Genomic DNA, 21,972 nt, shown 5'->3' with positions numbered 1-21,972 from the left:
AGACGGGATCAGCGAGGCCGTTCCACCCCGGTGTGTGCCGAGAACGCGTCGGCGATGCGTTGACGCCAGGTCGCATAGGCGGGCACTGCACCGTCGGCGGGCAGGCCCTCGCGGGCGTGGTCGGTGGCGGCGGCGGCAGTGGCCACGTCCGTGCCGCAGAGGACCTCGGTGGCCAGTTCGTTGTGCGGGACGACGAGACCGGCGCGCAGCCGGGCCTGCGCGGCGAACGCGGCCCCCTGGGCCAGCTGGCCCCGGTACGGGCCGGCCGCCTCGGCGAGGCACTCCAGCTCCGCGCGGTCGACGCCGCCCGCGTACGTGGCGGCCAGGCCGGCCCCGCTGTAGAGGTCCGGCCGGCGCTCCTCGGGGAAGGTGGCGAACAGCGCGGCGAGCCGCTCCGGGTCGGTGCCGCAGACGAACCAGCTCGCTCGGCCGATGCCCTGGTCGATGACCTGGTTGGTGTGCCACGCCGGACCGGGCACGACGGTCGGGACCCGGGGCGCCTGGTACCGCTCGTGGACGTACTGGCGGGTCTTGAAGTACGCCTGGTGGAAGCCGTAGCCGTCGAGCAGCAGCCAGCGCAGCAGCGGGTCCGGGCCGTACAGCGTGGACCAGCGGAACCTCGGCAGGCGGGCCATCGCCCAGCCGACCCCGACGTACACCATGTAGACGTGGTCGGCGCCCGGCCCTTCGAGCAGCGACCGCACGTGCCCGCCGCGTCCGGTGGGCAGGCCGTCGAGCACGGCCATGGCCATCCCGGCGCCCTCGTAGGCGAAGCCGCGGTAGAGCTCGGGCAGTTGCGTGAGCTCGGCCTCGACGTCGGCCGGCCGGCCGGTCGCCGCGGCGGCGCCGTAACCGGTGAGGAAGGACCTGCCGACGGTCTCCAGCCGGTCGACGGCCTCCGCCGACTTGGCGTGGAAGCCACGGACGGCGACCTTGGTCTCCGAGATGTCCGGCGTCAGGACGCGCCGTCGCAGGTTGTGCCAGGCTGTCATGTCACGGCCTCCGCTGGGGGGTGGGAGAGGGCGAGCGCATCGAGGTGGTCGCGGATCTGCTGCCGCCAGGACTCGTAGTCGGGCGGGCCGGTCGGGTCGGGTCGGGTCAGGCTGATGTCGTCGGCCAGCGCCGCCGCGGCCGGCACGGTGAGGCCGGTCAGCGTGTGCAGCGTGCTCGCCGAGTGCTCCGGCACGAAGCCGGAGAAGTCGCGGGCCTTGGCGGCGAACACCGCACCCTGTGCCAGGTGCCGCCAGTGCTCGCCGGACGCCCGTCGCAGCACCCCCAGACCGGTCTCGTCGCAGCCGCCCGCGAAGGTGGCCGCGAGACCGACACCGCTCCACAGGTCGGCGTGCCGCTCGGTGGCGAAGGCGCGCACCGCGGCGTCGACGTGCTGCGGGATTCCACCGTGGATGAACCACAGCGCCCGCCCGATGCCCTGGTCGACCGCGCGCGGGAAGTAGTCGGCGCGGCCCTGCCACGGGTACGGCGCCGGACGGCGCTGGCGGTCCACCACGTCGCGGGTGTCGAAGTAGGCCCGGTCGAAGCCGTAGCCGTCGACGGCGAGCCAGCTCATGGTCGGGAAGTAGGGCGTGCCGGTGAGGTCGGGCAGGACGCCGCGCCACAGCGGGCGGGGCAGCCGGGCCATCGCGAACCCGATGCCGATGTAGGTGAGGAACGTGTGCGGGACGCCCGGTCCGCGCAGCAGCTCCCGGGTCCGGGTTCCCCGGCCGCCGGCCATCGCGTCCCGCACGGTCAACGCCATCGTCGCGCCCTCGTACGCGAAGCCGCGCAGCTCGGCGTCGACCATGTCGAGCCGGCGCTCCAGGCCCCACTGGTCCCGCAGTTCGATGCCCCACTCGAAGCCGCAGACGACGGCCTGCGGGATGGCTTCGAGGGCGCGGGTGGCGTCGGTGGGGGCGACCGGAAATCCGCGCCCGGCGAAACTCACGTCGCGGAACGACGGAGTCAGGACCATCCGGCGCAACGAACCTAGGACTGCAGGCATCGAGAAACTCCCTCACGCTTTGTGTGGGTGAGACTTCATCGTGTTATGCGATTCCCGTCCAGCGCGTCTCCTGGTGTGCGGGGTGCCGCACGACGCTGCCGGGCCCCGATGCGGCGGGCGGCTTCGAAGGCCGCCCACCCGGTGACCTCCACGAGCGCCTCGTCTCCGGGCTGGTGGCGCCGGAACTCGGCGACGACCCCGTCGCCCACCTGGTGTGAGGACACCGCGGTGAGCAGCGCGAGCCGTCCGGCCGCGCGGTCGGCCGGGTCGAGCGGGGTGAGCAGGTCCTCGCACCAGGCCGTGGAGATTCCGGTGTCCGCGCCGCGCCAGCCGTCGAGGTGCTCGCGCACCACGGCGCGGACGGCGGGTGACAACCACCGCTCGCCGGCCGCGTCGAACGTCGCGGCGGCCCGCGCCAGCGCACCGCCGATGAACGGGTTGCCCGCCGCCCAGCCGGCGTCGGCGGGCAGCGGCGCGTCCGGCAGCAGGTCGAGGGATCGGCCGGGCTCGCGGTGCGTGCGCAACGTCTCGCGCAGCAGCCGGGCCACCCCCTGCTTCATCCGCTGCCGCGCCCGCCCGGTGAGGCCGGGCGGAAGCAGGAAGTTGGAGAGGAAGACGTTCACCATGCGGGTCAGGTAGTGCATGGCGGTCACCGTGCCGATGAGCTCGGCGCTCTGCGCGGGGGTGAGCCAGGCCGGCATCCCGGGCCCGTCGGGCGCCTCCTGTGCGCCCCGCGCCCATTGGCTGATCTCGCGCAGCCGGGGGTCGCGCATGTCGTCGACGCGGTCGGCGGCGAGCTGGTCCGCGTCGTACTCGCCGGCCAGGTCGTACATGCTGACCGAATGCATGTCGACGCAGTACGGGCAGATCGTGGCGACCGCGACCGCGGTGGCGGCGGCCTCCTTCGAGGCGCGGTCGGCGGCGCCGCTGACCAGCACCGGCTCGCGCATGAGGGTCCAGTAGGCGGCCAGCACCCGGGGGGACGGTGAATGCATGAGCGCCGGTGGGATCACCAGGCGCATCTCGTCCGCCACCTGCTGGTACACCTGCTCGATCACACCGCTCGCGGACGATGCGGAGACCGGTGTGACGTGGCGGACCTGACGTTGCACTACTGAGGCTGCGACGCGGCCGACGATCATGACTGCTCCTTCCGCCGGTGTGGCCAGTATCAGCAGATCGAACGCGAAAATCCCGCGTGCCGGGCGAGGGAAGCAATTCTGGAAAAATATTTCCCAGCGGAGACCCGCGATCGGGTATCTCCGGTATCCAATGGCTACTTCAATATTGCGCTCGGCCCTACTGGACGGCCTTTCCGGTTGCCCGCCCACTCGGCCGTGGCTAGCCTGGCGACACATGAACGTGGGGCGCGCGCCGTTCGGCGCGCATTCCACCGCCCGCCGCGACGGATCGGCCGAGAGAGTCGGAATTTGATTATTGCGGCGTGGCTCACCCCTGGGGGAAAGAATGCAGGATACGTCGGAGAAGGCAGTTCTGCGCGCCATCGAAACGATGCACGAGCGCCTCGGTGAACAATTAACCGTTGACGACATGGCACGCGCCGCCATGTTCAGCAAGTTCCACTTCACGCGCATGTTCCAGCGGGTCACCGGGGTCTCCCCCGGCCGCTTCCTCTCCGCGCTGCGCCTCCAGCGGGCCAAGGAACTGCTCGTGTCCACGCCGATGAATGTCGCCGACATCAGCGTCAGCGTCGGCTACAACAGCGTCGGCACGTTCAGCTCCCGGTTCAGCCGGAGCGTCGGCATGTCGCCCACCACCTTCCGGCAGCGCGCCGGCTACGCCAGCGAGATCCGCACCGACTCCGACGAGGTGAGCGTGAGCGACGCGAGTCTCTCCTGCGTGGTGCACCCCGCGGGCCGCAGCGAGAACACCCTGACGTTCGTCGGTCTCTTTCCCGAGCGGGTGCCCGAGGGGCGCCCGGTCCGCTGCGCGGTGCTGCGCGAGTCGCGGCACATCACCTTCAACCACGCGCCGCTGGGCCGGTGGCACCTGCTCGCGCAGTCGGTCTCGGCCGACCGGTGCCCACCCGGCTCCTGCCGCGATCATGCCGACCGGCCGGTCGCCGTCGCCACCGCCGGGCCGATCGTCATCCGGCCGGGCCGGCCGATCTCCACCGAACTGGTGCTGCGGCAGGGCCGGGCCCCAGATCCACCGGTGCTGCTCGCGCTGCTCGACGTCCGCACCTACGCGCTGAGCCGGCTGGCCGAGCAGAACCGGCCCGCCAAGGAATACGCCGACGTCGCCTGAGTTCCGGTCGCCACCCCCGCGGGCGGGCCGGGAACGCCTGGCCACATCCGCCCGGCTCTACCCGCTATTTCGGATTCGGAGGGTTTCCGGCGATGCTCGACAACTGATTCTGAGTACGCAGCAGTGCGTTCCACTATCTACATTCCGCCACCTCGGCAAGGCCCTCCGGCCAGGGCACCCACACGCCGGGTCCCGGAGCGGGGATTCGGCGTCGGGGCGCCGATGACCCGGTGGATTGCGTCCGCTCCCGCCCTGGGATAGCCTCGGGGAAGAGCGACGGACATCACAAGGCCGCCAGCATTCGGAATTGGCCGGAATGGGCGCAATGGAACAGGCAGTAGAGGTAGCAGTCAAACGCGCGGTGACGACGATGCGCGACAATCTCGGCCAACCTTTGACGATTGACGACATGGCCCGCTCGGCCATGTTCAGCAAATTCCACTTCACTCGGGTGTTCCAGCGGGTCACCGGCGTCTCCCCCGGCCGCTTCCTCTCCGCGCTCCGGCTTCAGCACGCCCAGCAACTGCTCGTCTCGACTCCACTACGGATCGCCGATATCAGCCAGCGGGTCGGCTACAACAGCGTCGGCACGTTCAGCACCAGATTCAGCCGCAGCGTCGGGATGTCCCCCACCGAATACCGGCTCCAGTCCGGATTCGCCCGGCAGATCGTCGCGGAAACAGACGCCCACACCGCGTCGTCGGCCGGGGGTCGCGTCGAGTGCCACATCCGGATGCCACGGGACGGCCAGCCGCGGCTGGTCTTCGCCGGCCTTTTTCCCGAACGCATTCCGCAGGGCCGTCCGGTGCGCTGCACGGTGCTCGCCGACCCGGAGCACCTCGAGCTCGACGACGTGCCCAGCGGCACGTGGCACCTGCTGGCCCAGTCGGTTCCGGGGTCGTGCAGCCACCCGGATGGCTACCAGGCCAACGTGAACGAATCGGTGTCGGTGGCCAGCCTCGGTCCGATCACCGTCAGGCCACGCTCGGTGGTCCGTTCCACGCTGGAGTTCAACAGCGCCGGCCCGCTCGACCCGCCGGTCCTGCTGGCCCTGCTGGACGTCCGCAAGCTGGCGATGGAGATCGTGGCGCAGCACGCCCAGGCGCACGTTCCGCTGGCCGCCGGAGTGGCCGGCCACGACCCCTCCGGCGGCTGGTAGCGCCCAGGGCCGCAACCGGGAAGTGGACCACCCTCCGGCGGCTCCGCGACCCTGGTGCCGTGACTGTCCCGACCGCACCCAGGACGCTGGTCGCCGGTGCCCTCGCGTTCGCCACGCCGGCCTTTCCCGACGAGCGCGGCGTCTTCCGTACGCCGTTCCGGTCGTCGGCGTTCGCCCCGGCGATCGGACGTCCGCTGTTCCCGGTGGCCCAGGTCAACTTCAGCGTCTCGCGCCGCGGCGCGGTACGCGGCCTGCACTACACCGCGACCCCGCCGGGCACGGCGAAGTACGTCTACTGCGCGCATGGCCGCGCCCTCGACATCGTCGTCGACCTCCGGGTGGGCTCGCCGACGTTCGGACGGTACGACGCCGTGGAACTCGACCAGGAGCGGTGCCCGGCGCTGTACCTCCCGCTCGGGGTCGGTCACCTCTTCATCGCCCTCGAGGACGACACGGTGATGAACTACCTGCTGTCGCTGGAGTACCGGCCGGAGAACGAGCTGGCGCTGGCGCCGTTCGACCCGCAGCTCGCGCTGCCGATCCCGGAGGACATCGACCCGATCCTCTCCGCGCGGGACCGGGCGGCGCCCGGTCTCGCCGAAGCGCTGGACGCCGGCCTGCTTCCGGACTACACCGCCTGCCGCGCGCTGGAGGAGCGGCACCGCGCCGGCTGGTAGTGCCGCGCCGCGGCGGTCACGCCTCCGAAACTGCGCACCCCGCGCTCCGCGCCCCAGGGGGCACGTCCACCGCACTTCAGGAGACCTGAGCCGCCGGTCACCCGTCACATACTGGTGCTCCGGCAGGTCGGACACGACGAACGGACCCGATGGTGAAGGGAATAGTTCTCGCCGGCGGCACCGGTACGCGGCTGTACCCGCTCACGCTGGCGACGTCCAAACAGTTGCTGCCCATCTACGACAAACCGATGCTCTACTACCCGCTCTCGGTGCTCATGCTGGCCGGCATCCGGGACATCCTGATCATCTCGAACCCGGACGTGGTCCCGCACATGCGGCACCTGATCGGAGACGGGTCCCGGTTGGGGCTCAACGTCAGCTACGCGGAGCAGAAGGAGCCACGCGGCATCGCCGAGGCGTTCCTGATCGGCGCCGGCCACATCGGGCACGACCGGTCCGCGCTCATCCTCGGTGACAACCTCTTCCACGGCTCCGGCTTCTACAACGTGCTGCAGCACGAGGCCCGCTCGGTCGACGGCTGCACCCTGTTCAGCTACTCGGTCTCGGACCCCGAGCGCTACGGCGTCGCCGAGACCGACGCGGAGGGCCGGCTGGTCTCGATCTTCGAGAAGCCCCGCCGGCCGCGCTCCAACCAGGCGATCACCGGCCTCTACCTCTACGACAACGACGTGGTGAGCATCGCCGCCGGCCTGAGTCCGTCGGATCGCGGGGAACTGGAGATCACCGACGTCAACCAGGAATACCTGCGGCAGCACCGGGCCGGGCTCGTGCCGCTGAGCCGCGGCTACACCTGGATGGACTGCGGCACGCACGCCAGCCTGCTCGCCGCCAGCCAGTACGTGCAGGTGATCCAGGAGCGACAGGGGGTCCGGGTGGCCTGCCTCGAGGAGATCGCCCTGCGCATGGGCTTCATCGACGCCGAGGCCTGCTACGAGCTGGGCGCTGCGATGCGCCACTCGGACTACGGCCGCTACCTCACCGAGATCGCATACGCACTCGACTAAGGACGACGATGGGAAGACTGCTGAGAGCGGCGACCCGACGCATCGCGCCGGCCCACATCCGGTACGTCCGGCCGGTGCCGCCGGAGACCGCCCCCGAACCGGTCGCGCGGGTCTACCGCCAGGTCGAGACGGACTTCGGGATGCTGGCCCCGCCGGTGGCGCTGCACGCCCCGGCGCCACCGGTGCTGGCCGCCTGCTGGAGCATCCTGCGGGAGACCCTGGTGGTGTCCGGCCGGGCGAGCCGCGCCGACAAGGAGGCGGTCGCCGCGGCCGTCTCGGTGGCAAACCGCTGCCCGTACTGTCTGGACGTGCACGGCGCCGCGCTGACCGGCCTGCTCGGCGGCCAGGACGCCGCCCGCATCGCGGCCGGCGGGACCGGCGAGGTGACCGACCCACGGCTGCGCGCCCTGGTCAGCTGGGCGCGGACCGGTGCGGGGCCGGAGCCCTTCCCACCGGAGCAACGGGCCGAGCTGGTGGGCGTGGCACTGGCCTTCCACTACATCAACCGCATGGTCAACGTGTTCCTGCGGGACTCACCGCTGCCGGCCGTGCCGAGGCCGGCCGAACGCGTCCTGCGGCGCACCGCGGCGTCGGTGCTGGGCCGGCTCGGCCGGGTCGAGGTCGCGGCGGGCGCGTCGCTGGACCTGTTACCCGACGCCGGCCCGCTGGCGGGCACTGCCTGGGCCGCGAGCGTCCCGCACATCGCCGAGGCGCTGAACCGCGCCGGCGCCGCCATCGCCGCCGCCGGCGAACGGAGCGTCCCGGCCGGGGTGCGCGAACTCGTCGAGGCCCGGCTGGCAGACCCCCGCTTCGCGGGGCCCGGGATCAGCGCCCGGGCGTGGCTGGACGAGGCGGTCCAGGAGCTGCCCGCCGCGGATCGACCGGCCGGGCGGGTGGCGCTGCTGACCGCGTACGCGTCCTACCGGGTCACGCCGGAGCTGGTCGCACAGTGCCGGTCGGACGACGCGCAACTGGTCGAGCTGACCGCCTGGGCGGCGTTCGCCGCGGCCCGTGCGACCACCGGCCGGTTCGTGCCGGATGAGGGCAAGCGGGGAGATGTGAGCCCGCCCGTCTGACTGCGACGCTCATCCCGATGGCTGAGGGTGTTCCGCAGCCAGGTCGGGTGGCCCGATCGGTGGCCCGCCGACGTATCCGAGCCGTGCTGTTCCTCCTGTCGTCCCGCTCGGCCCGTGTCACCGGCCAGACCTCGCCGTGGACGGCGGCCTGCCCGGTTCCGTGCCGATGAGCAGGATGCCCGGCTGACCCGTGACGCAGCCGCATCGCACAGAGAAAGGGTGGAGCCACCCATGGGGAAGAATCCACGCCGGGCGCTGGTGCTCGGCGGCAGCTACGCCGGCCTGTTCGCCGCGCGAGTGCTGACCGAGCGGTACGACGAGGTCCTGATCGTCGACCGAGACAAGCTGGTCGGTGAGCGGGGACCGCGCCGCGGCCGCCCGCAGGGCAAGCACATCAACGCCATGCACGTCCGCGGCCTCCAGGTGACCGAGGAACTGTTCCCCGGCTTCATCGAGGAGCTCGTGGCGGACGGCTGCCCGACCGGCGACTACGCCGGCTCGTGCCGGTGGTACTTCAACGGCCGGCCGCTGGTCCGCGAGGACATCGGCTACATCGCGGTTCCGGCCACGGCCCCGCTGATGGAGCGCCACCTGCGCGAGCGCGTCGAGCAGCTGCCCGGCGTGCGGTTCCTGGAGCGCCGCGACATCGTCGAGTTGCAGACGACACCGGACCGTTCCCGCGTCACCGGCGCCCGGCTGCGCGATCTGGACGACGACCGGGACGAGGTGATCGAGGCCGATCTGGTCGTCGACGCCACCGGGCGCGGCTCGCGGACCCCGGCGATGCTGGAGCGGTTCGGCTACGAGCGGGTTCCGGAGGAGCGCATCAAGATCAATCTCGGGTACGTGACCCAGCACTACGAGCTGGACGACGACCCGTGGGACGGCGACCTTGCCATCATCCCGGTGGCGTACCCCGCCTCGCCGCGCGGCGCGATCTTCACCCAGACCGACCACGGCAAGGTGGAACTGACCGCCTACGGTTTGCTCGGCGACCACCCGCCGACCGACCAGGAGGGCTTCTACGACTTCATCCGGTCGTTGGCGATCCCGGACATCGCCGACGCCCTCAAGTCGGCCCGCCCGATCGACGAGCCCGTCCCCTTCCACTATCCCGTCACGCTGCGCCGGCGCTACGAGCGGATGTCCCGGCTGCCGGCCGGCCTGCTGGTCACCGGCGACGCGGTCACCAGCTTCAACCCGGTGTACGCGCAGGGCATGACGGTGGCCGCGGTCGCCGCCCTGACGATCCGCCGGCACCTGAGCGCGCACGGCGAGCCGGACCCGGCCGCGTACTTCCGCGACCTGGCCCGCGACTGCATCGACGCTCCGTGGGAGATGACCACGACGGTCGACCTGAACTTCCCGGACGTGCCGGGCCACCGGTCTCTCAAGATGCGGATGGTGCAGCGCTACCTGCGGCTCGTGCAGGTCGCCGCGACCCGGGATCCGAAGGTCACCACGGCGTATCTGCGGGCTGCGGGCATGGTCGACACCCCGCAGGCGCTGATGCGCCCCGCGACGCTGTGGCGCGTGCTGCGCGGCGCCCTCGCCCGGAGCTCCCCCGTCGACCGGCCGCGTCAGCCGACGCTCGCACAGTCGGGCTGAGCCGCCGTCCCGAACCGGGCCCGTCGTGCATCCCCCCGCACGACGGGCCCAACTCTGTGCCGGTCTCCCCCGGGAGCAGGGAAGCGCAGCCGCCGCCGGGGCAGCGCAGGCAGCGGGTTCACCGCACGATTGGAGGAGCACCCGGCGCCACCGGTCGCCTCCGCGCGTGCTCGCCCGGCAGAGAGCACGATGCGAGTTGATTCGCGCGCCGATCTTGTCACAATCCAAGGGAAATGACCTGAAAGAGGCGTTGATGACGCAAACGATGCGGGACTGGCTCTTCGCCGGTATCCATCTGGCACCCTGCCGCTTCGCGAACGTAGAGGCCTTCCTCGGCGGTGTCGAGCCCCAGCTGCCCCTGGATGACGTCGTGCCGGTCGGGCAGGCGATCGACCTGCTGCGCCGGGCCGGCGCGTCGCTGGACCGCGACACCGGGGAGTGCGCGGACGACGCCACCGCCGCCCGCCGGCTCACCGCCGCCCAGCTCCGCGAGCTGGCGGACGCCCCGCTGGCCCTCGGTGGCAGCAGTACGGAGCACGCCGTGCTCGCCGCGGCGGGACCGCTGCGCGACCGGCTCACCGCGGCCGGCCTGGACGTGGCCGGAATGACCGTCACGGTCGGGTCGGTTCTGCCAGATCCGTACGCCGCGTCGGAGCGCACGGCCATCTCCATCGGCCCGTCGAAGGCTGCCCGGCACCGGCTCGAACCCGGTGTCTACCTGCGACTGTCCGGGCTGCGGCCGTTCCTCAGCATCACCCGGGCCGGACGCAGGCTGGTGCATGCCGCTGCGGACTCCGGGCCGGACGGGTCCGACCGAGGGCTGGAGCAGGGGCTCGCCGACGTCCTCGGGCTCTGCTACGCGGCGGCCGCGGTCGTGCCGCGCACCGCGCTACGGTCGATCCTCGTCCACGACCGGCACCGCCCCGAATCGCCGAGGCTGCGCTTCGCGCACCTCCGGCAGGCCACCCTGCTCTACCACGAATTCGGCGTCGCCGGCCTGGCCGCGCTGGTCTCCGGCGGGCGGCACCGCATCGCCGAGGCCGAGGTGGCGGTCCTGACCGGCCGGCATCGTGAGCTCGACCTGCCACGCGGGCCGGGCGACGAGGTCACCACCTGGCTGCTCGACCACCTCTGCGGCGCGCTGCTGCCGTCCTACGTGGTTCCGCCGCTCGATCTGTTGCTGCTGGACGCCGTCGACGACGGCGCCGGCGTCGCCGAGGTGTGTGCCACCGCCGGAGTGCCGGTGTCGGTCGGCGCCGCGCGGCTCGGAGAGCTGAGCCTCTCGACGGCGCTGTTCAAGCTGACCCGCGGGACGGTGACGGACTCGATCCTGCCCCGCTATCGGGAGGCCGAGCAGCAGTCCGGTCAGCCGGTGCTGCGCTGGCTGGCCGGCTGACGGCGGGGCCAGGCGGGCGCGGGGCGGACCCCACGGGGGTACGTCGGGCCCGTCAGCGTTCCGGCATCCACAGGTCGGGGGCGGTCCACCCGTCCAGGTCGTACTCGGCGAGGCACTGCTCGGCGAAGGCCTTGTAGCCGTCGACCAGGCCGGTCGCCGTCTGCGCGTGCAACAGCTCGACCCTGGTGTTCTCGTGGTTGCCGGCGTAGTTGCGCTCATAGAGCTCGTGCCGGCCGCCGAACTCGGTGCCGGTCGCGTCCCAGAGCAGCTTCATCACCTTGACCCGCTGCTCGGCGTCGGAGCCGTCCGAGCCGCGCAGGTACCGGTCGAGGTAGGGCCGGATCTCCGGGTTGCGGAAGTCGTCGGCGCTGGAGTTCACGTAGATGAGCCCGCTGGCCACGTCCTGCTGGATGATCTCCTTGACCCGCGGGTAGCCGATCTGCATGAACCAGCGGTACGCCATGCCGTACTGCGGGTTGGGCAGCAGCGCGCCGTTCTTCCACTGCACCGGGTTACGGGCGGCGGCGTCCGACAACCCCCAGAACAGGTTGCGCCACGCGAGCACCTCACCGAGCCGGCTCTGCACCCCGCGGAAGTCCTTCGTGCCGGTCAGCTCCAGGGCCTTGGCGAGCAGGCCGGCGAGGAACTCGAGCTTGACCGCGAGCCGGGTGCAGCCGTGGAAGGTGAACCGCTCGGAGAAGCCGGACTGACCGGCGAACATCTGCACCTTGCCGAGGTTCCCGTACACGAACACGTTCTCCCACGGCACCAGCACCTGGTCGAGCACGAGGATGGTGTCGTTCTCGTCGAGCCGTGACGAGAGCGGGTAGTCGAACGGTGTGCCGACCGCGGCGGCGTTCGCCCCGTACGACGGCCGGCAGATCAGCTTCACCCCGGGCGCGCCCATCGGCACGGTGGCGATCAGCGCGAACTCCTTCTTGCGCACCGGCAGGCCGAAGTGGGCGATGAAGTTGTAGTGGCTCAGCGCCGACCCGGTGGCGACCACCTTGGCGCCGCTGACGATCAGACCCTCGCCCGTCTCCCGCTCCACCCGGATGTAGACGTCGGCCACCTGGTCCGGCGGCCGGTTACGGTCCACCGGCGGATGCACGATGGCGTGGTTCCAGAAGAGCACCTTCTCCTGGGACTCCCGGTACCAGCGTTCCGCGTTGTCGCTGTACGGCGCGTAGAAGCCGGCGTTGGCCCCGAGCGTGCCGAGGAACGAGGCCTTGTAGTCGGGGCTGCGTCCCATCCAGCCGTAGCTCATCCGCGCCCAGGCCGCGATGGCACGCTGGTCGGCGATCATGTCCTCGACGGTGTGCGGGGTGCGGAAGAACGGGTGGGTGAAGCCGCCCGACCCGGTGTCCGTGGGCGCGGTCAGCACGTCGCGCTGGGCCGGGTCGTGCAGCGCGTCGTAGAGCCGGGCCGTCATGCGTACCGGGTTGCGGAACGCCGGGTGGGTGGTGACGTCCTTGACCCGCTCGCCGTAGAGGAACACCTCGCGGCCGTCGCGCAGGCTCTCGACGTACTCGTCCCCGGTCAGCGGCCCGGTCATCGCCGTGCTCCCCCGCGCCGGGCCGCCCGAGCGGACGTACCCCCGATCAGCCGGCGACCGGCGTCGTCCCGCTGTCGTGGAACGAGCCCGGGCACCATGGCCCGGGCTCGTTCGATCAACTCGGTCGTGGCGGACGGGGGTGCGGACGGCGCAACCACGTTCGATATGACGGTCATGCCGACAGCGTCACATCGGGGTGGTCGGCTCGGCATCTCCGCCGGTGCTCAGCGCCGCGCCGGCGCCGCCCGGCTCAGGGCAGGATCTCCATCTGCGCCATCATCCCGATGCTGGAGTGCTCGAGGAAGTGGCAGTGGTAGACGTACCGGCCCAGGTAGTCGGTGAAGGTGGCCTGCAGCCGCACCGAGGTTCCGGCCGGGATCAGCACGGTGTCCTTGAGCCCCGCGTCGTCCGCGGTCATCGGCGCGCCGGTGCGGCCCAGCACCCGGAACTGCGTCAGATGCAGGTGGAAGTTGTGGTCGATGCCGGCATCGACGTCGTCGTTGTAGACGGTCCAGATCTCGGTCGTGCCACGCTTGATGCTGAAGTCCACCCGGTTCGGGTCGTAAGACCTCCCGTTGACCATCGGGTACGGCGGCTCCTGGTTGAAGTCGAACCGCAGGTGAACCTCACGCTGCTTGGTGGCCACGGGCAGCGTGGGCAGCGGGCGCAGCCGGAGCGGAACCTTGCTGGGATCGGTGGCGGTGGAGCGCACGTCGAAACGCAGCACCGGTCCCTTGACGGCGTCGCTGAGCACCACCGACGAGCCGACCGGCAGGCCGGTGAAGTCGACGAGGAGGTCCGCCCGCTCGCCCGAGCTGAGGGTCAGCGAGGTACGGGCCACCGGCGCGGGCAGCAGACCGCCGTCCGAGCCGACCTGCCACATCTTCCCCTTGTCGATGCTGAACGTGTACTTGCCCTCGTTGGTCGCGTTCAGGACCCGGAACCGGTACCTGCGGGCGGCGACCGGGAAGAACGGCTTCACCTTCCCGTTGACCACGACGACGTCACGCTCGTTCGGGAAGCCCCAGATCAGTGAGCCGTCGGTGTCCATCTGGACGTCGGTGAACATGATCGGCACGTCGTACGAGCCGGTCGGCAGCCCCAGGTCCTTCTCTGCCGGGTCGTTGACGAGGTAGAAGCCGTGCAGCCCGCGGTAGGTGTGCTCGGCCTCGTCGCCGTGCACGTGGTCGTGGTACCAGAGCGTGGCTCCGCGCTGGTTGTTCGGGTAGTAGTAGGTCCTGGCGGAACCCGGGAGGATCATGTCCATCGGGTGCCCGTCGTCGATCGCCTTCACGTGGCCGCCGTGCAGGTGCACGTTGGTGTGCGTGTCGAGCTGGTTCCGGAAGGTCACCTTGGCCGGCCGGCCGGTGCGGCCGTAGATGGTCGGACCCACCCAGCCACCGCCGTAGGTGAGCGCCGCGGTGCTGAGACCCGGCACCAGTTCGAGCTCGGCGGGCTGCACCATGACCTCGTACTCGTCGCAGTCCGCCGTCTGCCGCTTCGGCACCGCGACCGGCGGCACCGGCATGCGCGTCTGGAACGGCGTGACGCTGAGCGTCGTCGCCTTGCGCGTGGTGGCCTCGGCCGGGCCGTGCGCGTGGTGGTGAGCCGCGCTTGACGCGTCCGGCCCAGCGGTGGTCGCCGCCGCCCCCCGCGACAGCATCACCGCGCCCGCCACCGATCCGCCCGCGACCAGGATCGCCCGTCTTCTCATCGATAGTTCCCCCCACTCGGTTGGTGAGCGGGATTCTATGGTCGTCGATCGCGGCCCAAAGTCTTCCAGATTGCTATCCTGAGCAGCCGATCGGCGCCACGGTGACCGGTACGCCGTTGAAGACCGCGTTGCCGGAGGGCACGTCCACGACGCCACCGGTCAGTTCGTTCACATTGACCCCGGCGCGACCGGCGGCCACCCGTTGCCCGGTGCGCCGGTGGCCCCAACCGTGCGGCAGGCTGACCACCCCCGGCATGATCGTGTCGGTCGGTTCCAGCTCCACCTCCAGTTCGCCGGTGGCCGAACTGACCCGCGCCCGCTCGCCGAGCCCGAGCCGGGCCACGTCGTCCGGGTGGATCTGCAGGGTGCACCGGTTGGTGCCGCCGGTGAGCGTCGGCACGTTGTGCATCCAGCTGTTGTTCGAGCGCAGGTGCCGGCGCCCGATCAGCACCATGGGCGCGGGCGGGCGGACCATCGCCGCCCGCAACCGCCCGGTGTCCTCGGCGAGCGGCTCGGGGGCGAGCTCGACCCGCCCGGACGGCGTCTTGAGGATCTCGGACAGCCGGGGTTCCAACGGGCCCAGGTCGATCCCGTTCGGATGGTCGAGCAGCTTCCTGCGGGTCAGGCCGTACGGGCCCATCCGCAGCATGGCGTCGAGCAGCAGATCCGGGCCGTCGTCGCCGTCCAGTTCGGCGCGGGTGGTCACCGGGATCGCCGACAGGAGCTGGCCCAGCATCTGCTCGGGCAGCCCGGACGGGTCGGCCTGCGCGCCCATTCCCATCGCGATCAGCGTGAGCCGCTCCAGGATCTCGGCCTCGCTGCGCTGCCCGGCGTCGAGTGGCACCACCGCCGGCGAGTAGCGGGCGTAGTTGCGCACCTGGATGGTGGAGATGAGGAAGTCGTAGTGCGGCATCTGCAGGGTGCGCGGCGGCGGCAGGATGACGTGGGCATGCCGGGTGGTCTCGTTCAGGTACGGATCGACCGCCACCATGAAGTCGAGGCTCTCCAGCGCCCGGTCGAGCCGGCCGCCGTCCGGAGTGGACAGCACCGGATTGCCGGCGACGGTGACCAGAGCCCGCACCTGACCGGGGCCGGGCTGCTCGATCTCGTCGACCATGGTGGCGGCCGGGAACTCCCCGAGGGTCTCGGGGAAGCCCCGTACCCGGCTGCGCCACCGTCCCGCGGTGAACGGCTCGGGGCTCTTGTGCACCTCCGCGGTGGCCGGCTTGGCGTACATCACCCCGCCGGCCCGGTCGAAGTTGCCGGTCAGCACGTTGAGCACGTCCACCAACCACTGCGCGAGGGTGCCGAACTCGGCCGTGCAGGTGCCGATGCGGGCGTAGACGGCGGCGGTGGGGGCGGCGGCCAGCTCCCGCGCGAGCCGCCGGACCGTCTCCGCGTCGACGCCGCAGAACGGGGCCACCAGTTCGGGCGTGAACGGCGCCGCCAGCTCGCGCAGCCGGCCGAGGCCGGCCACCGGCACCCGGATCGTGACCAGCTCCTCGTCCAGCAGCGTGTGCACCATGGCGAACAGCAGCGCCGGGTCACTGCCGGGCCGGACGAACACATGCTCGTCGGCCAGTTCGGCGGTCCGGGTGCGCCGCGGGTCGACCACCACGATGCGCCCGCCGCGCTCACGCAGCCGCCGCATCCGCCCCGGGAAGTCCGGCGCGGCGCACAGCGAGCCGTTTGACACCGCCGGGTTGGCTCCGATGATCAGCAGGTGGTCGGTGCGGTCGAGGTCGGGCACCGCCACCGCCCACGGGTCGCCGGTCATCAGCCCGGACGCCACATGCTTGGGCATCTGGTCGACGGTGCTCGCCGAGAACACGTTGGGGGTGCCGAGCGCCATGGCCAGCGGACCTCGGTAGAGGATGCCGGCCATGGTGTGGAAGGTCGGGTTGCCGTAGTAGAGCGCCAGGGCCTCCCGCCCGTGCTCGGCGATGACTCCCTCCAGCCCGCGGGCGACGATCGCGAACGCCTCGTCCCAGTCCGCCCGGCGCCACGCCTCACCCTCGCGGACCATCGGGCCGGTGAGCCGGTCCGGGTCCTCGTCGAGGCGGCCCAGGGTCGCGCCCTTCGGGCACAGGTAGCCCTTGGAGAACGGGTCGTCCGGGTCGCCGGTCACCGACGTGACACGATCGCCGTCGAGGGTGAGGCGCAGGCCGCAGACGGCCTCGCAGAGCGGGCAGGTGCGATACGCGGTCCGCGTGCCGGTCATGAGGTTCTCCCGTCAGTGCAGTTGGACGCCGGCGTCGTCAAGAGCGTTGAGCAGTGTGCCGCGCTCCAGCTCGGCGGCGACGAGTTCGAGCTCGTCGGCCATGTAGCGGTCCTCGTCGAGGGTCGGCACGAGCGACCGGATGGTGTCGTAGGTGACCCGGGCGGTCGGGCTGAGCCGGTCCCGGCGGCCGGACACGTCCACGGCCTGCGCGGCGGCGAGGAACTCCAGGGCCAGGATGATGTGGTTGTTCCGCAGCACCCGGCGTGCGTTGCGGGTGGCGATCAGGCCCATGCTGACCACGTCCTGGTTGTCGCCGTTGGACGGGACGCTCTGGGTGCTGGCGGGGCTGATCGTGCGGTTCTCCGCGACCAGCGCGGTGGCCGGGTACTGCGCGCCGGCGAAGCCGCTGTTGAGACCCGGCTCGCCCTTGACCAGGAACTCCGGCAGACCGTAGCTGAGGTGCCGGTTGAGCAGCCGGTTGCTGCGCCGCTCGGAAAGGACGCCGAGCTGGGTGAGCGCGATGGTCAGGAAGTCCATCACGAAGGCCACCGGCTGGCCGTGGAAGTTCGCCCCGTGGAAGATCTCCTTGCCGGTGAAGAACAGCGGGTTGTCGTTGGCCGAGTTCAGCTCGATCTCGAGCTTGAGCCGGGTGTGCGACAGGGTGTCCCGCACCGCGCCGATGACCTGCGGGATGGCCCGCAGCGAGTACGCCTTCTGGAGGTAGACGTCGGAGCGGTAGACGTTGCCGCCGTTGCCGTTGCCGTTCTCCTTGCTGGCGGCCACCTGCTTGCGCAGCTCGGCGTGCTCGACGGTGAGCTGGCTGCCGGCCATCAGCGCGCGCATGTTGGCGGCGCTCGCGATCTGCCCGGCGTGCGGCCGGGCGATGTCGTGGCCCTCCGGCTGGAACGGGCTCATCGAACCCTGCAACGTCTCGATGACCAGCGCGGCGGCGATCTCGGCGTGCCGGGCCTGGGCCAGCGCGTACTCGGCCAGCAGGGCGCCGACACCGGTCATCGCCGAGGTGCCGTTGATCAGGGCGAGGCCCTCCTTGAAGCGCAGCCGCAGCGGCTCGATGCCGAGTGAGCGCAGCACCGGCCCGGTCGGCGTCTTGACGCCGTCGCGCAGCAGGTAGCCCTCGCCGATCAGCGTGCTGGCGATGTGTGCCAGCGGGGCCAGGTCACCGCTCGCCCCCAGCGAGCCGATCTCCGGCACGGCAGGGGTGAGGCCCTCGTTGAGGTAGAGCGCGAGGCGCTCGAGCACCTCGGGACGGACCGCGGAGTGCCCCTTCGCCAGCGCGTTCAGCCGGGCGGCGACAATGGCGCGCGCCTCCGCCTCGGCGAACAGCGGGCCGACGCCGGCGCTGTGGCTACGGACCAGGTTGGTCTGGAGCTCGGTCTCCTTCTCGGTGTCCACCAGCATGTAGATCATCTCGCCGTAACCGGTGGTCACCCCGTACACCGGGATGTTCTGCCGGACGGTCTCCTCGAACTGTTCGCGGCTCTGCGCCGCGCGCCGCAGGACCTCGGGGCCGAGCCCCACCGGCGCGTGGTCCTCGGCGACCCGGCGGACGTCCGGTACGCCGAGCGTCTCGCCGTCGAACTCGACGCGAACATCGCTTCCGACCATGGTCATGTGCGCTCCCGAAGGGTGTGACGGCCTTTGCGCATCGATTCTCATCACCGGGCGGTGGGCCGCGGCACCTTCCTGGTTGCCCACCGCCCTCGCGGCACGGGCGGTGTCGCACGGCGGAAGACGCCGGCCCGCCGGAGCCGGAGCGCGACGGCGACCACGGGCCGGAGCCGAGCGGACCTCCCTCCCGCGGGCCGCAGCACCGTGGGAGATGACGTGCCGGTTCGCGGCGGGCAGCATTGACACGTCGGGGCGGTCGGCGGCCCGGCACCACATACCGAGGCGGGGCACATGGGGCAGCAGTACCGAGCCAGCCGGCAATGGGAACGGATCCAGGACCGTTGGATCACCGAGGAGGCGGCCGTCGATCTGACGAACCTCAAGTCCGATCCGAGGAACTTCAAACTGGCCCTGTGGGACCCGTCGGCGAACGGCGTGCGGTACCTGAAGGCGCTGATCTACCACCTGGGCATGGAGCTGGGCGACGAGGACCGGGAGCGGATCGCGCGGACACCCAACCGGGCGCTCGGCGACCCGATCTCGGTCCGGTGCCGGGGCGAACACCTGTCCCTGGACGACCTGCAGTCGACCTTCGAGCTCGGCGCCATCGAACGCGACGTCAGTCTCGACGGCGCCGACGTACTGGAGATCGGCGCCGGCTACGGGCGCACCTGCCACATGATCATGTCCAATCACGACGTGGCCACGTACCGCATCGTCGACCTGCGCAACACCCTGCGGCTGAGCCAGGCCTACCTGCGCGGGGCCCTCGGCGAGAAACAGTTCAACCGGATCCAGTTCGTCCAGGTCGACGAGGTGGAAGACGCCCTCGACGGCCAGCGCTTCGACCTGTGCATCAACATCCACTCGATGACCGAGATGAGCCCCGGCACCGCACGCGCCTACCTCGACCTGATCGACCGCACGTGCGCGGCGTTCTACGTGAAGAACCCGGTGGGAAAGTTCCTGGACGAGAGCCTGGATGGCACCGCCCCGAGTGAGGAGGCGGTACGGCTGGCGCTGGAGAACGGACCGCTCCGGCAGTTGGTCGACATCCACGACAGCCAGGCCGTCGAGGCTGCGGTGCCCGGTTTCCTGGAGGGCTACCGGCCGGGAGACGACTGGGAGTGCGTCAGCGACGGAAGGGCCCTGCCGTGGAGCTATTTGTGGCAGGCCGTGTACCGGAAGCGCCGGTAGGAGCGCTTGCCGTGCCGGCTGATCGACCTGCCGATCGGCCTCTTGCCGTCGTGCTCGGTGCGGCCGGGTTCGTGGGCGCCGCGGTCTCCGCGGCGCTCGCGTCCCGCTCGGCGCGGCTGCGCCTCGTCATCCACGAGCAGCGGCTCCCGTTGCCGCCGTCCGCGACCCACGTCGAGTTCCACGCCGCGGATCTGACCCGGGCGGACGAGGTGCGCGAGGCGGTCGCCGGCGCCGACGCCGTCATCCATGTGGCGGCCCAGATCGGCGGGCAGGCCGCCTGGCGGGTGCCGGGCAGCTCCTCCGAGCGGCTGGGCGCCGATCTCGTCGACACCGTCGCCGATGCCCTCCGGACCCCGCTCGCCCCGCCTCCCATCTTCATCCTGGCCAGCACGACTCAGCTGAACTCCGCGCACCGCGCCAACGAGTACGTACGGCACAAGGCCGCCGCCGAGGCATGCCTGCGTGAGTCGACCGAGAGAGGCTGGATTCGTGGCATCACGCTCCGGTTGCCCACCGTCTACGGGCAAAGTCCCCTGTCCGGCTCGGCCGGACGCGGCGTCATCGCGGCCCTGGCGCGCAAGGCGGTCGCGGGCGAGCCGATCACCATGTGGCACGACGGCTCGGTCCGCCGGGATCTGTTGCACGTCACCGACGTGGGGCTGGCCTTCGTCGCGGCGCTCGACCACGCCGACCTGCTGAGCGGTGGATGCTGGACCATCGGCACCGGGACGAATTCGCCACTCGGCGACGTGCTCCGTCGCCTGGCCCGGCGGGTGGCGGCACGCACCGGTACGCCGGCCGTGTCGGTCGTCTCGGTGCCCGCTCCGGAGTGGGCGGACGCCGGTGACTTCGACGACGCCCGCGTCGATCCGGCGGCCTTCGCGGCGGCCACCGGTTGGGCGTCCGACATCGGGCTGGAACGAGGGCTGGAGAGCGTCGTCGACGCCGTCCTGGCCGAGAGATGAACGGCGGCGGGCCGCGGGCCCGCCGCCGTGCCGGCGTTCAGAGGTGGACTGGCAGGGCGAGCCGGCCGTTCATGACGAACGTGCCCTGTCCGGCCAGTTCCTTCGGCTCGACCGCGAGCCGCAGCCCGGGAAAACGGGTGAACAGCGCCTGCACGGCGATGCGCCCCTCCATCCGGGAAAGGGCCGGGCCGACGCACCGGTGCACGCCGTGCCCGAACGCCAGGTGCCGCTTGTCCGCGCGTTCGACGTCGTACTCCCCCGCGGCGCTGCCGTGCAGCTCCGGATCCCGGCCGGTCGCGACGTAACCGACCAGCACCGGGTCACCCTTGGCGATGGTCACGCCGGCGACCGTGACGTCCTCGGTCGCGAAGCGGAACGGCAGGTGCGCGACCGGTGCGTCGGCGCGCAGCGTCTCCTCCACCACGTCGTCCCAGCCCACCCGGCCCTGCAGGGCCAGGGCCAGCTGGCTGGGCCGGGTGAGCAGCGCCGCCACCGTGTTCGTGATGAGGTTCCGGGCCGGCTCGGTGCCCGTGTTGAGCATCAACTGCGCCAGGCCGACCACCTCGGCATCCGATCCGGCGCCGGTGCCGGTCACCGGGCATCCGCCCGGCTGTGCCGCGACCAGATCGCTGATCAGATCCTCCCCCGGCTGCTGGCGCTTCACCGCGACCAGATCCTCGATCTTGCTCCGCAGGCGGGCGAACTCCTCAGCCGCCTTCTGCGGAGTCGACTCGATGTAGCCGGCGCGGTCCAGGATGCCGTCCGGGTCACCGTCGGGCACGCCGAGCAGTTCGCCGATCACCCGTGAGGCGACCCGGTGCGCGTAACGCTCCTTGAGGTCGACCGGTTCACCCCGCCGCTCGGCTGCGTGCGCGGCCAGGTGGTCCAGCGCCTCCTCGATGACCCGCTCCACCCGTGGCCGCAGCGCCGCGATGCGCTGCGGGCTGAACGCGCCGGCGACGAGCCGCCGTTGGCGGGCGTGCTGCTCACCGTCCGCGGTCGACATGTTGTCCATCCGGGCCCAGGCCATCAGCGGGAAGTTCGGGTCGAGGCTGCCGTCGATGTAGGCCGGCCAGTGCTGGCGGGCGTTCTTGGCGAACCGCTCGTCCGCCAGCACCTGCCGGGCAGCGTGGTAGCCGGTCACCGACCAGGCCGCCACCCCGCCGGGCAGCAGCACCCGGACCACCGGACCACGGGCCCGCAGCCGCGCCGCCTCGCCGTGGATGTCGGTACCAGCGGGATCGATGACAAACGGGGAACCATCGTCCACGTCTACCTCCTCTGAAGACAGATCGGTGCAGGTCGCTCCCATCGTCGCCAGCCACCACCGCCGCGGGCGTCTTCCACGGTGCGCTGCCCGCCGGCGGGCGGCGGCGCGGCCGTGCACGCAATCCAGGAGATGCCCGGGATCAGGCAGAACGCGAAGACTGACCCCGGAGCGTCCCGGGCCGCACCCGTCCCGATCGGACCCACTTGGAGGCGT

Annotated in this window: 17 protein-coding genes; 9 read left to right on the top strand and 8 right to left on the bottom strand. The window is 71.5% G+C overall.

The window, feature by feature from the left end; genetic code table 11:
* Positions 1–8: 8 nt before the first annotated feature.
* The 3 genes from ACFYON_RS07705 to ACFYON_RS07695 are packed head-to-tail and all read right to left on the bottom strand — an operon-like array spanning position 9 to position 3,057.
* Entirely contained in the window at positions 9–992 is a 984-nt protein-coding gene (locus tag ACFYON_RS07705) for a DUF1702 family protein (RefSeq protein ID WP_355047233.1), read from the bottom strand.
* Complete coding sequence (locus ACFYON_RS07700) at positions 989–1,999, bottom strand: DUF1702 family protein (protein ID WP_355047234.1); 1,011 nt, start codon at positions 1,997–1,999, stop codon at positions 989–991. The genes ACFYON_RS07705 and ACFYON_RS07700 overlap by 4 nt, the downstream gene beginning before the upstream one ends.
* Positions 2,000–2,034: 35 nt before the next feature.
* A complete protein-coding gene (locus tag ACFYON_RS07695; protein WP_354864333.1) occupies positions 2,035–3,057 on the bottom strand; it encodes a carboxymuconolactone decarboxylase in 1,023 nt (340 codons plus the stop codon).
* A 409-nt stretch (positions 3,058–3,466) separates the two neighbouring features.
* Here ACFYON_RS07695 and ACFYON_RS07690 point away from each other — a divergent pair, with 409 nt between their 5' ends.
* The 7 genes from ACFYON_RS07690 to ACFYON_RS07660 all read left to right on the top strand — a co-directional run bounded on the left by ACFYON_RS07690 (position 3,467) and on the right by ACFYON_RS07660 (position 11,208).
* Positions 3,467–4,267, top strand: a complete 801-nt coding sequence (locus ACFYON_RS07690; RefSeq protein ID WP_355047235.1) for an AraC family transcriptional regulator — start codon at positions 3,467–3,469, stop codon at positions 4,265–4,267.
* Positions 4,268–4,583: 316 nt separating this feature from the next.
* On the top strand, positions 4,584–5,426 hold the full coding sequence (locus ACFYON_RS07685; protein WP_354864498.1) for an AraC family transcriptional regulator: 843 nt from the start codon (positions 4,584–4,586) through the stop codon (positions 5,424–5,426).
* Between the two features lie 59 nt (positions 5,427–5,485).
* On the top strand, positions 5,486–6,103 hold the full coding sequence (locus ACFYON_RS07680) for a dTDP-4-dehydrorhamnose 3,5-epimerase family protein (RefSeq protein WP_387188703.1): 618 nt from the start codon (positions 5,486–5,488) through the stop codon (positions 6,101–6,103).
* Between the two features lie 152 nt (positions 6,104–6,255).
* On the top strand, positions 6,256–7,128 hold the full coding sequence (gene rfbA / locus ACFYON_RS07675; protein ID WP_355047246.1) for a glucose-1-phosphate thymidylyltransferase RfbA: 873 nt from the start codon (positions 6,256–6,258) through the stop codon (positions 7,126–7,128).
* A gap of 8 nt (positions 7,129–7,136) precedes the next feature.
* Positions 7,137–8,204 carry a carboxymuconolactone decarboxylase family protein gene (locus ACFYON_RS07670; protein WP_355047236.1) on the top strand — a complete coding sequence of 356 codons (1,068 nt, stop codon included), beginning with the start codon at positions 7,137–7,139 and terminating at the stop codon, positions 8,202–8,204.
* A 231-nt stretch (positions 8,205–8,435) separates the two neighbouring features.
* Positions 8,436–9,812, top strand: a complete 1,377-nt coding sequence (locus ACFYON_RS07665) for an FAD-binding monooxygenase (protein ID WP_354864341.1) — start codon at positions 8,436–8,438, stop codon at positions 9,810–9,812.
* Between the two features lie 253 nt (positions 9,813–10,065).
* Positions 10,066–11,208, top strand: a complete 1,143-nt coding sequence (locus tag ACFYON_RS07660; protein ID WP_354864343.1) for a hypothetical protein — start codon at positions 10,066–10,068, stop codon at positions 11,206–11,208.
* A 52-nt stretch (positions 11,209–11,260) separates the two neighbouring features.
* On the opposite strand, the gene ACFYON_RS07655 is transcribed toward ACFYON_RS07660, so the two are convergent.
* From ACFYON_RS07655 to cmdF, 4 genes are all read right to left on the bottom strand, one after another.
* Positions 11,261–12,763, bottom strand: a complete 1,503-nt coding sequence (locus ACFYON_RS07655; protein WP_354864344.1) for a 4-hydroxyphenylacetate 3-hydroxylase N-terminal domain-containing protein — start codon at positions 12,761–12,763, stop codon at positions 11,261–11,263.
* Between the two features lie 250 nt (positions 12,764–13,013).
* The gene (locus tag ACFYON_RS07650; RefSeq protein WP_354864346.1) at positions 13,014–14,477 is read right to left on the bottom strand and encodes a multicopper oxidase family protein; all 1,464 of its coding nucleotides are present in this window, start codon (positions 14,475–14,477) and stop codon (positions 13,014–13,016) included.
* A 73-nt stretch (positions 14,478–14,550) separates the two neighbouring features.
* A complete protein-coding gene (locus tag ACFYON_RS07645; protein WP_354864348.1) occupies positions 14,551–16,698 on the bottom strand; it encodes a molybdopterin oxidoreductase family protein in 2,148 nt (715 codons plus the stop codon).
* 12 nt (positions 16,699–16,710) lie between these two features.
* Positions 16,711–18,330, bottom strand: coding sequence for a tyrosine 2,3-aminomutase (gene cmdF, locus ACFYON_RS07640; protein ID WP_355047238.1), 1,620 nt, complete (start codon positions 18,328–18,330; stop codon positions 16,711–16,713).
* 288 nt (positions 18,331–18,618) lie between these two features.
* Here cmdF and ACFYON_RS07635 point away from each other — a divergent pair, with 288 nt between their 5' ends.
* Together ACFYON_RS07635 and ACFYON_RS07630 are read left to right on the top strand one after the other, a co-directional pair.
* Entirely contained in the window at positions 18,619–19,524 is a 906-nt protein-coding gene (locus ACFYON_RS07635; protein WP_354864352.1) for a putative sugar O-methyltransferase, read from the top strand.
* Between the two features lie 11 nt (positions 19,525–19,535).
* Positions 19,536–20,489, top strand: coding sequence for an NAD-dependent epimerase/dehydratase family protein (locus ACFYON_RS07630; RefSeq protein WP_354864354.1), 954 nt, complete (start codon positions 19,536–19,538; stop codon positions 20,487–20,489).
* 37 nt (positions 20,490–20,526) lie between these two features.
* Here ACFYON_RS07630 and ACFYON_RS07625 read toward each other — a convergent pair whose 3' ends face one another.
* The gene (locus ACFYON_RS07625; RefSeq protein WP_354864356.1) at positions 20,527–21,759 is read right to left on the bottom strand and encodes a cytochrome P450; all 1,233 of its coding nucleotides are present in this window, start codon (positions 21,757–21,759) and stop codon (positions 20,527–20,529) included.
* Positions 21,760–21,972: the final 213 nt, after the last annotated feature.

Source organism: Micromonospora sp. NPDC005686, from assembly GCF_042871665.1.
GTDB lineage: Bacteria > Actinomycetota > Actinomycetes > Mycobacteriales > Micromonosporaceae > Micromonospora.
The sequence above is the reverse complement of the archived record's forward strand: the minus strand, read 5'-3'. Positions and strand labels throughout refer to the sequence as shown.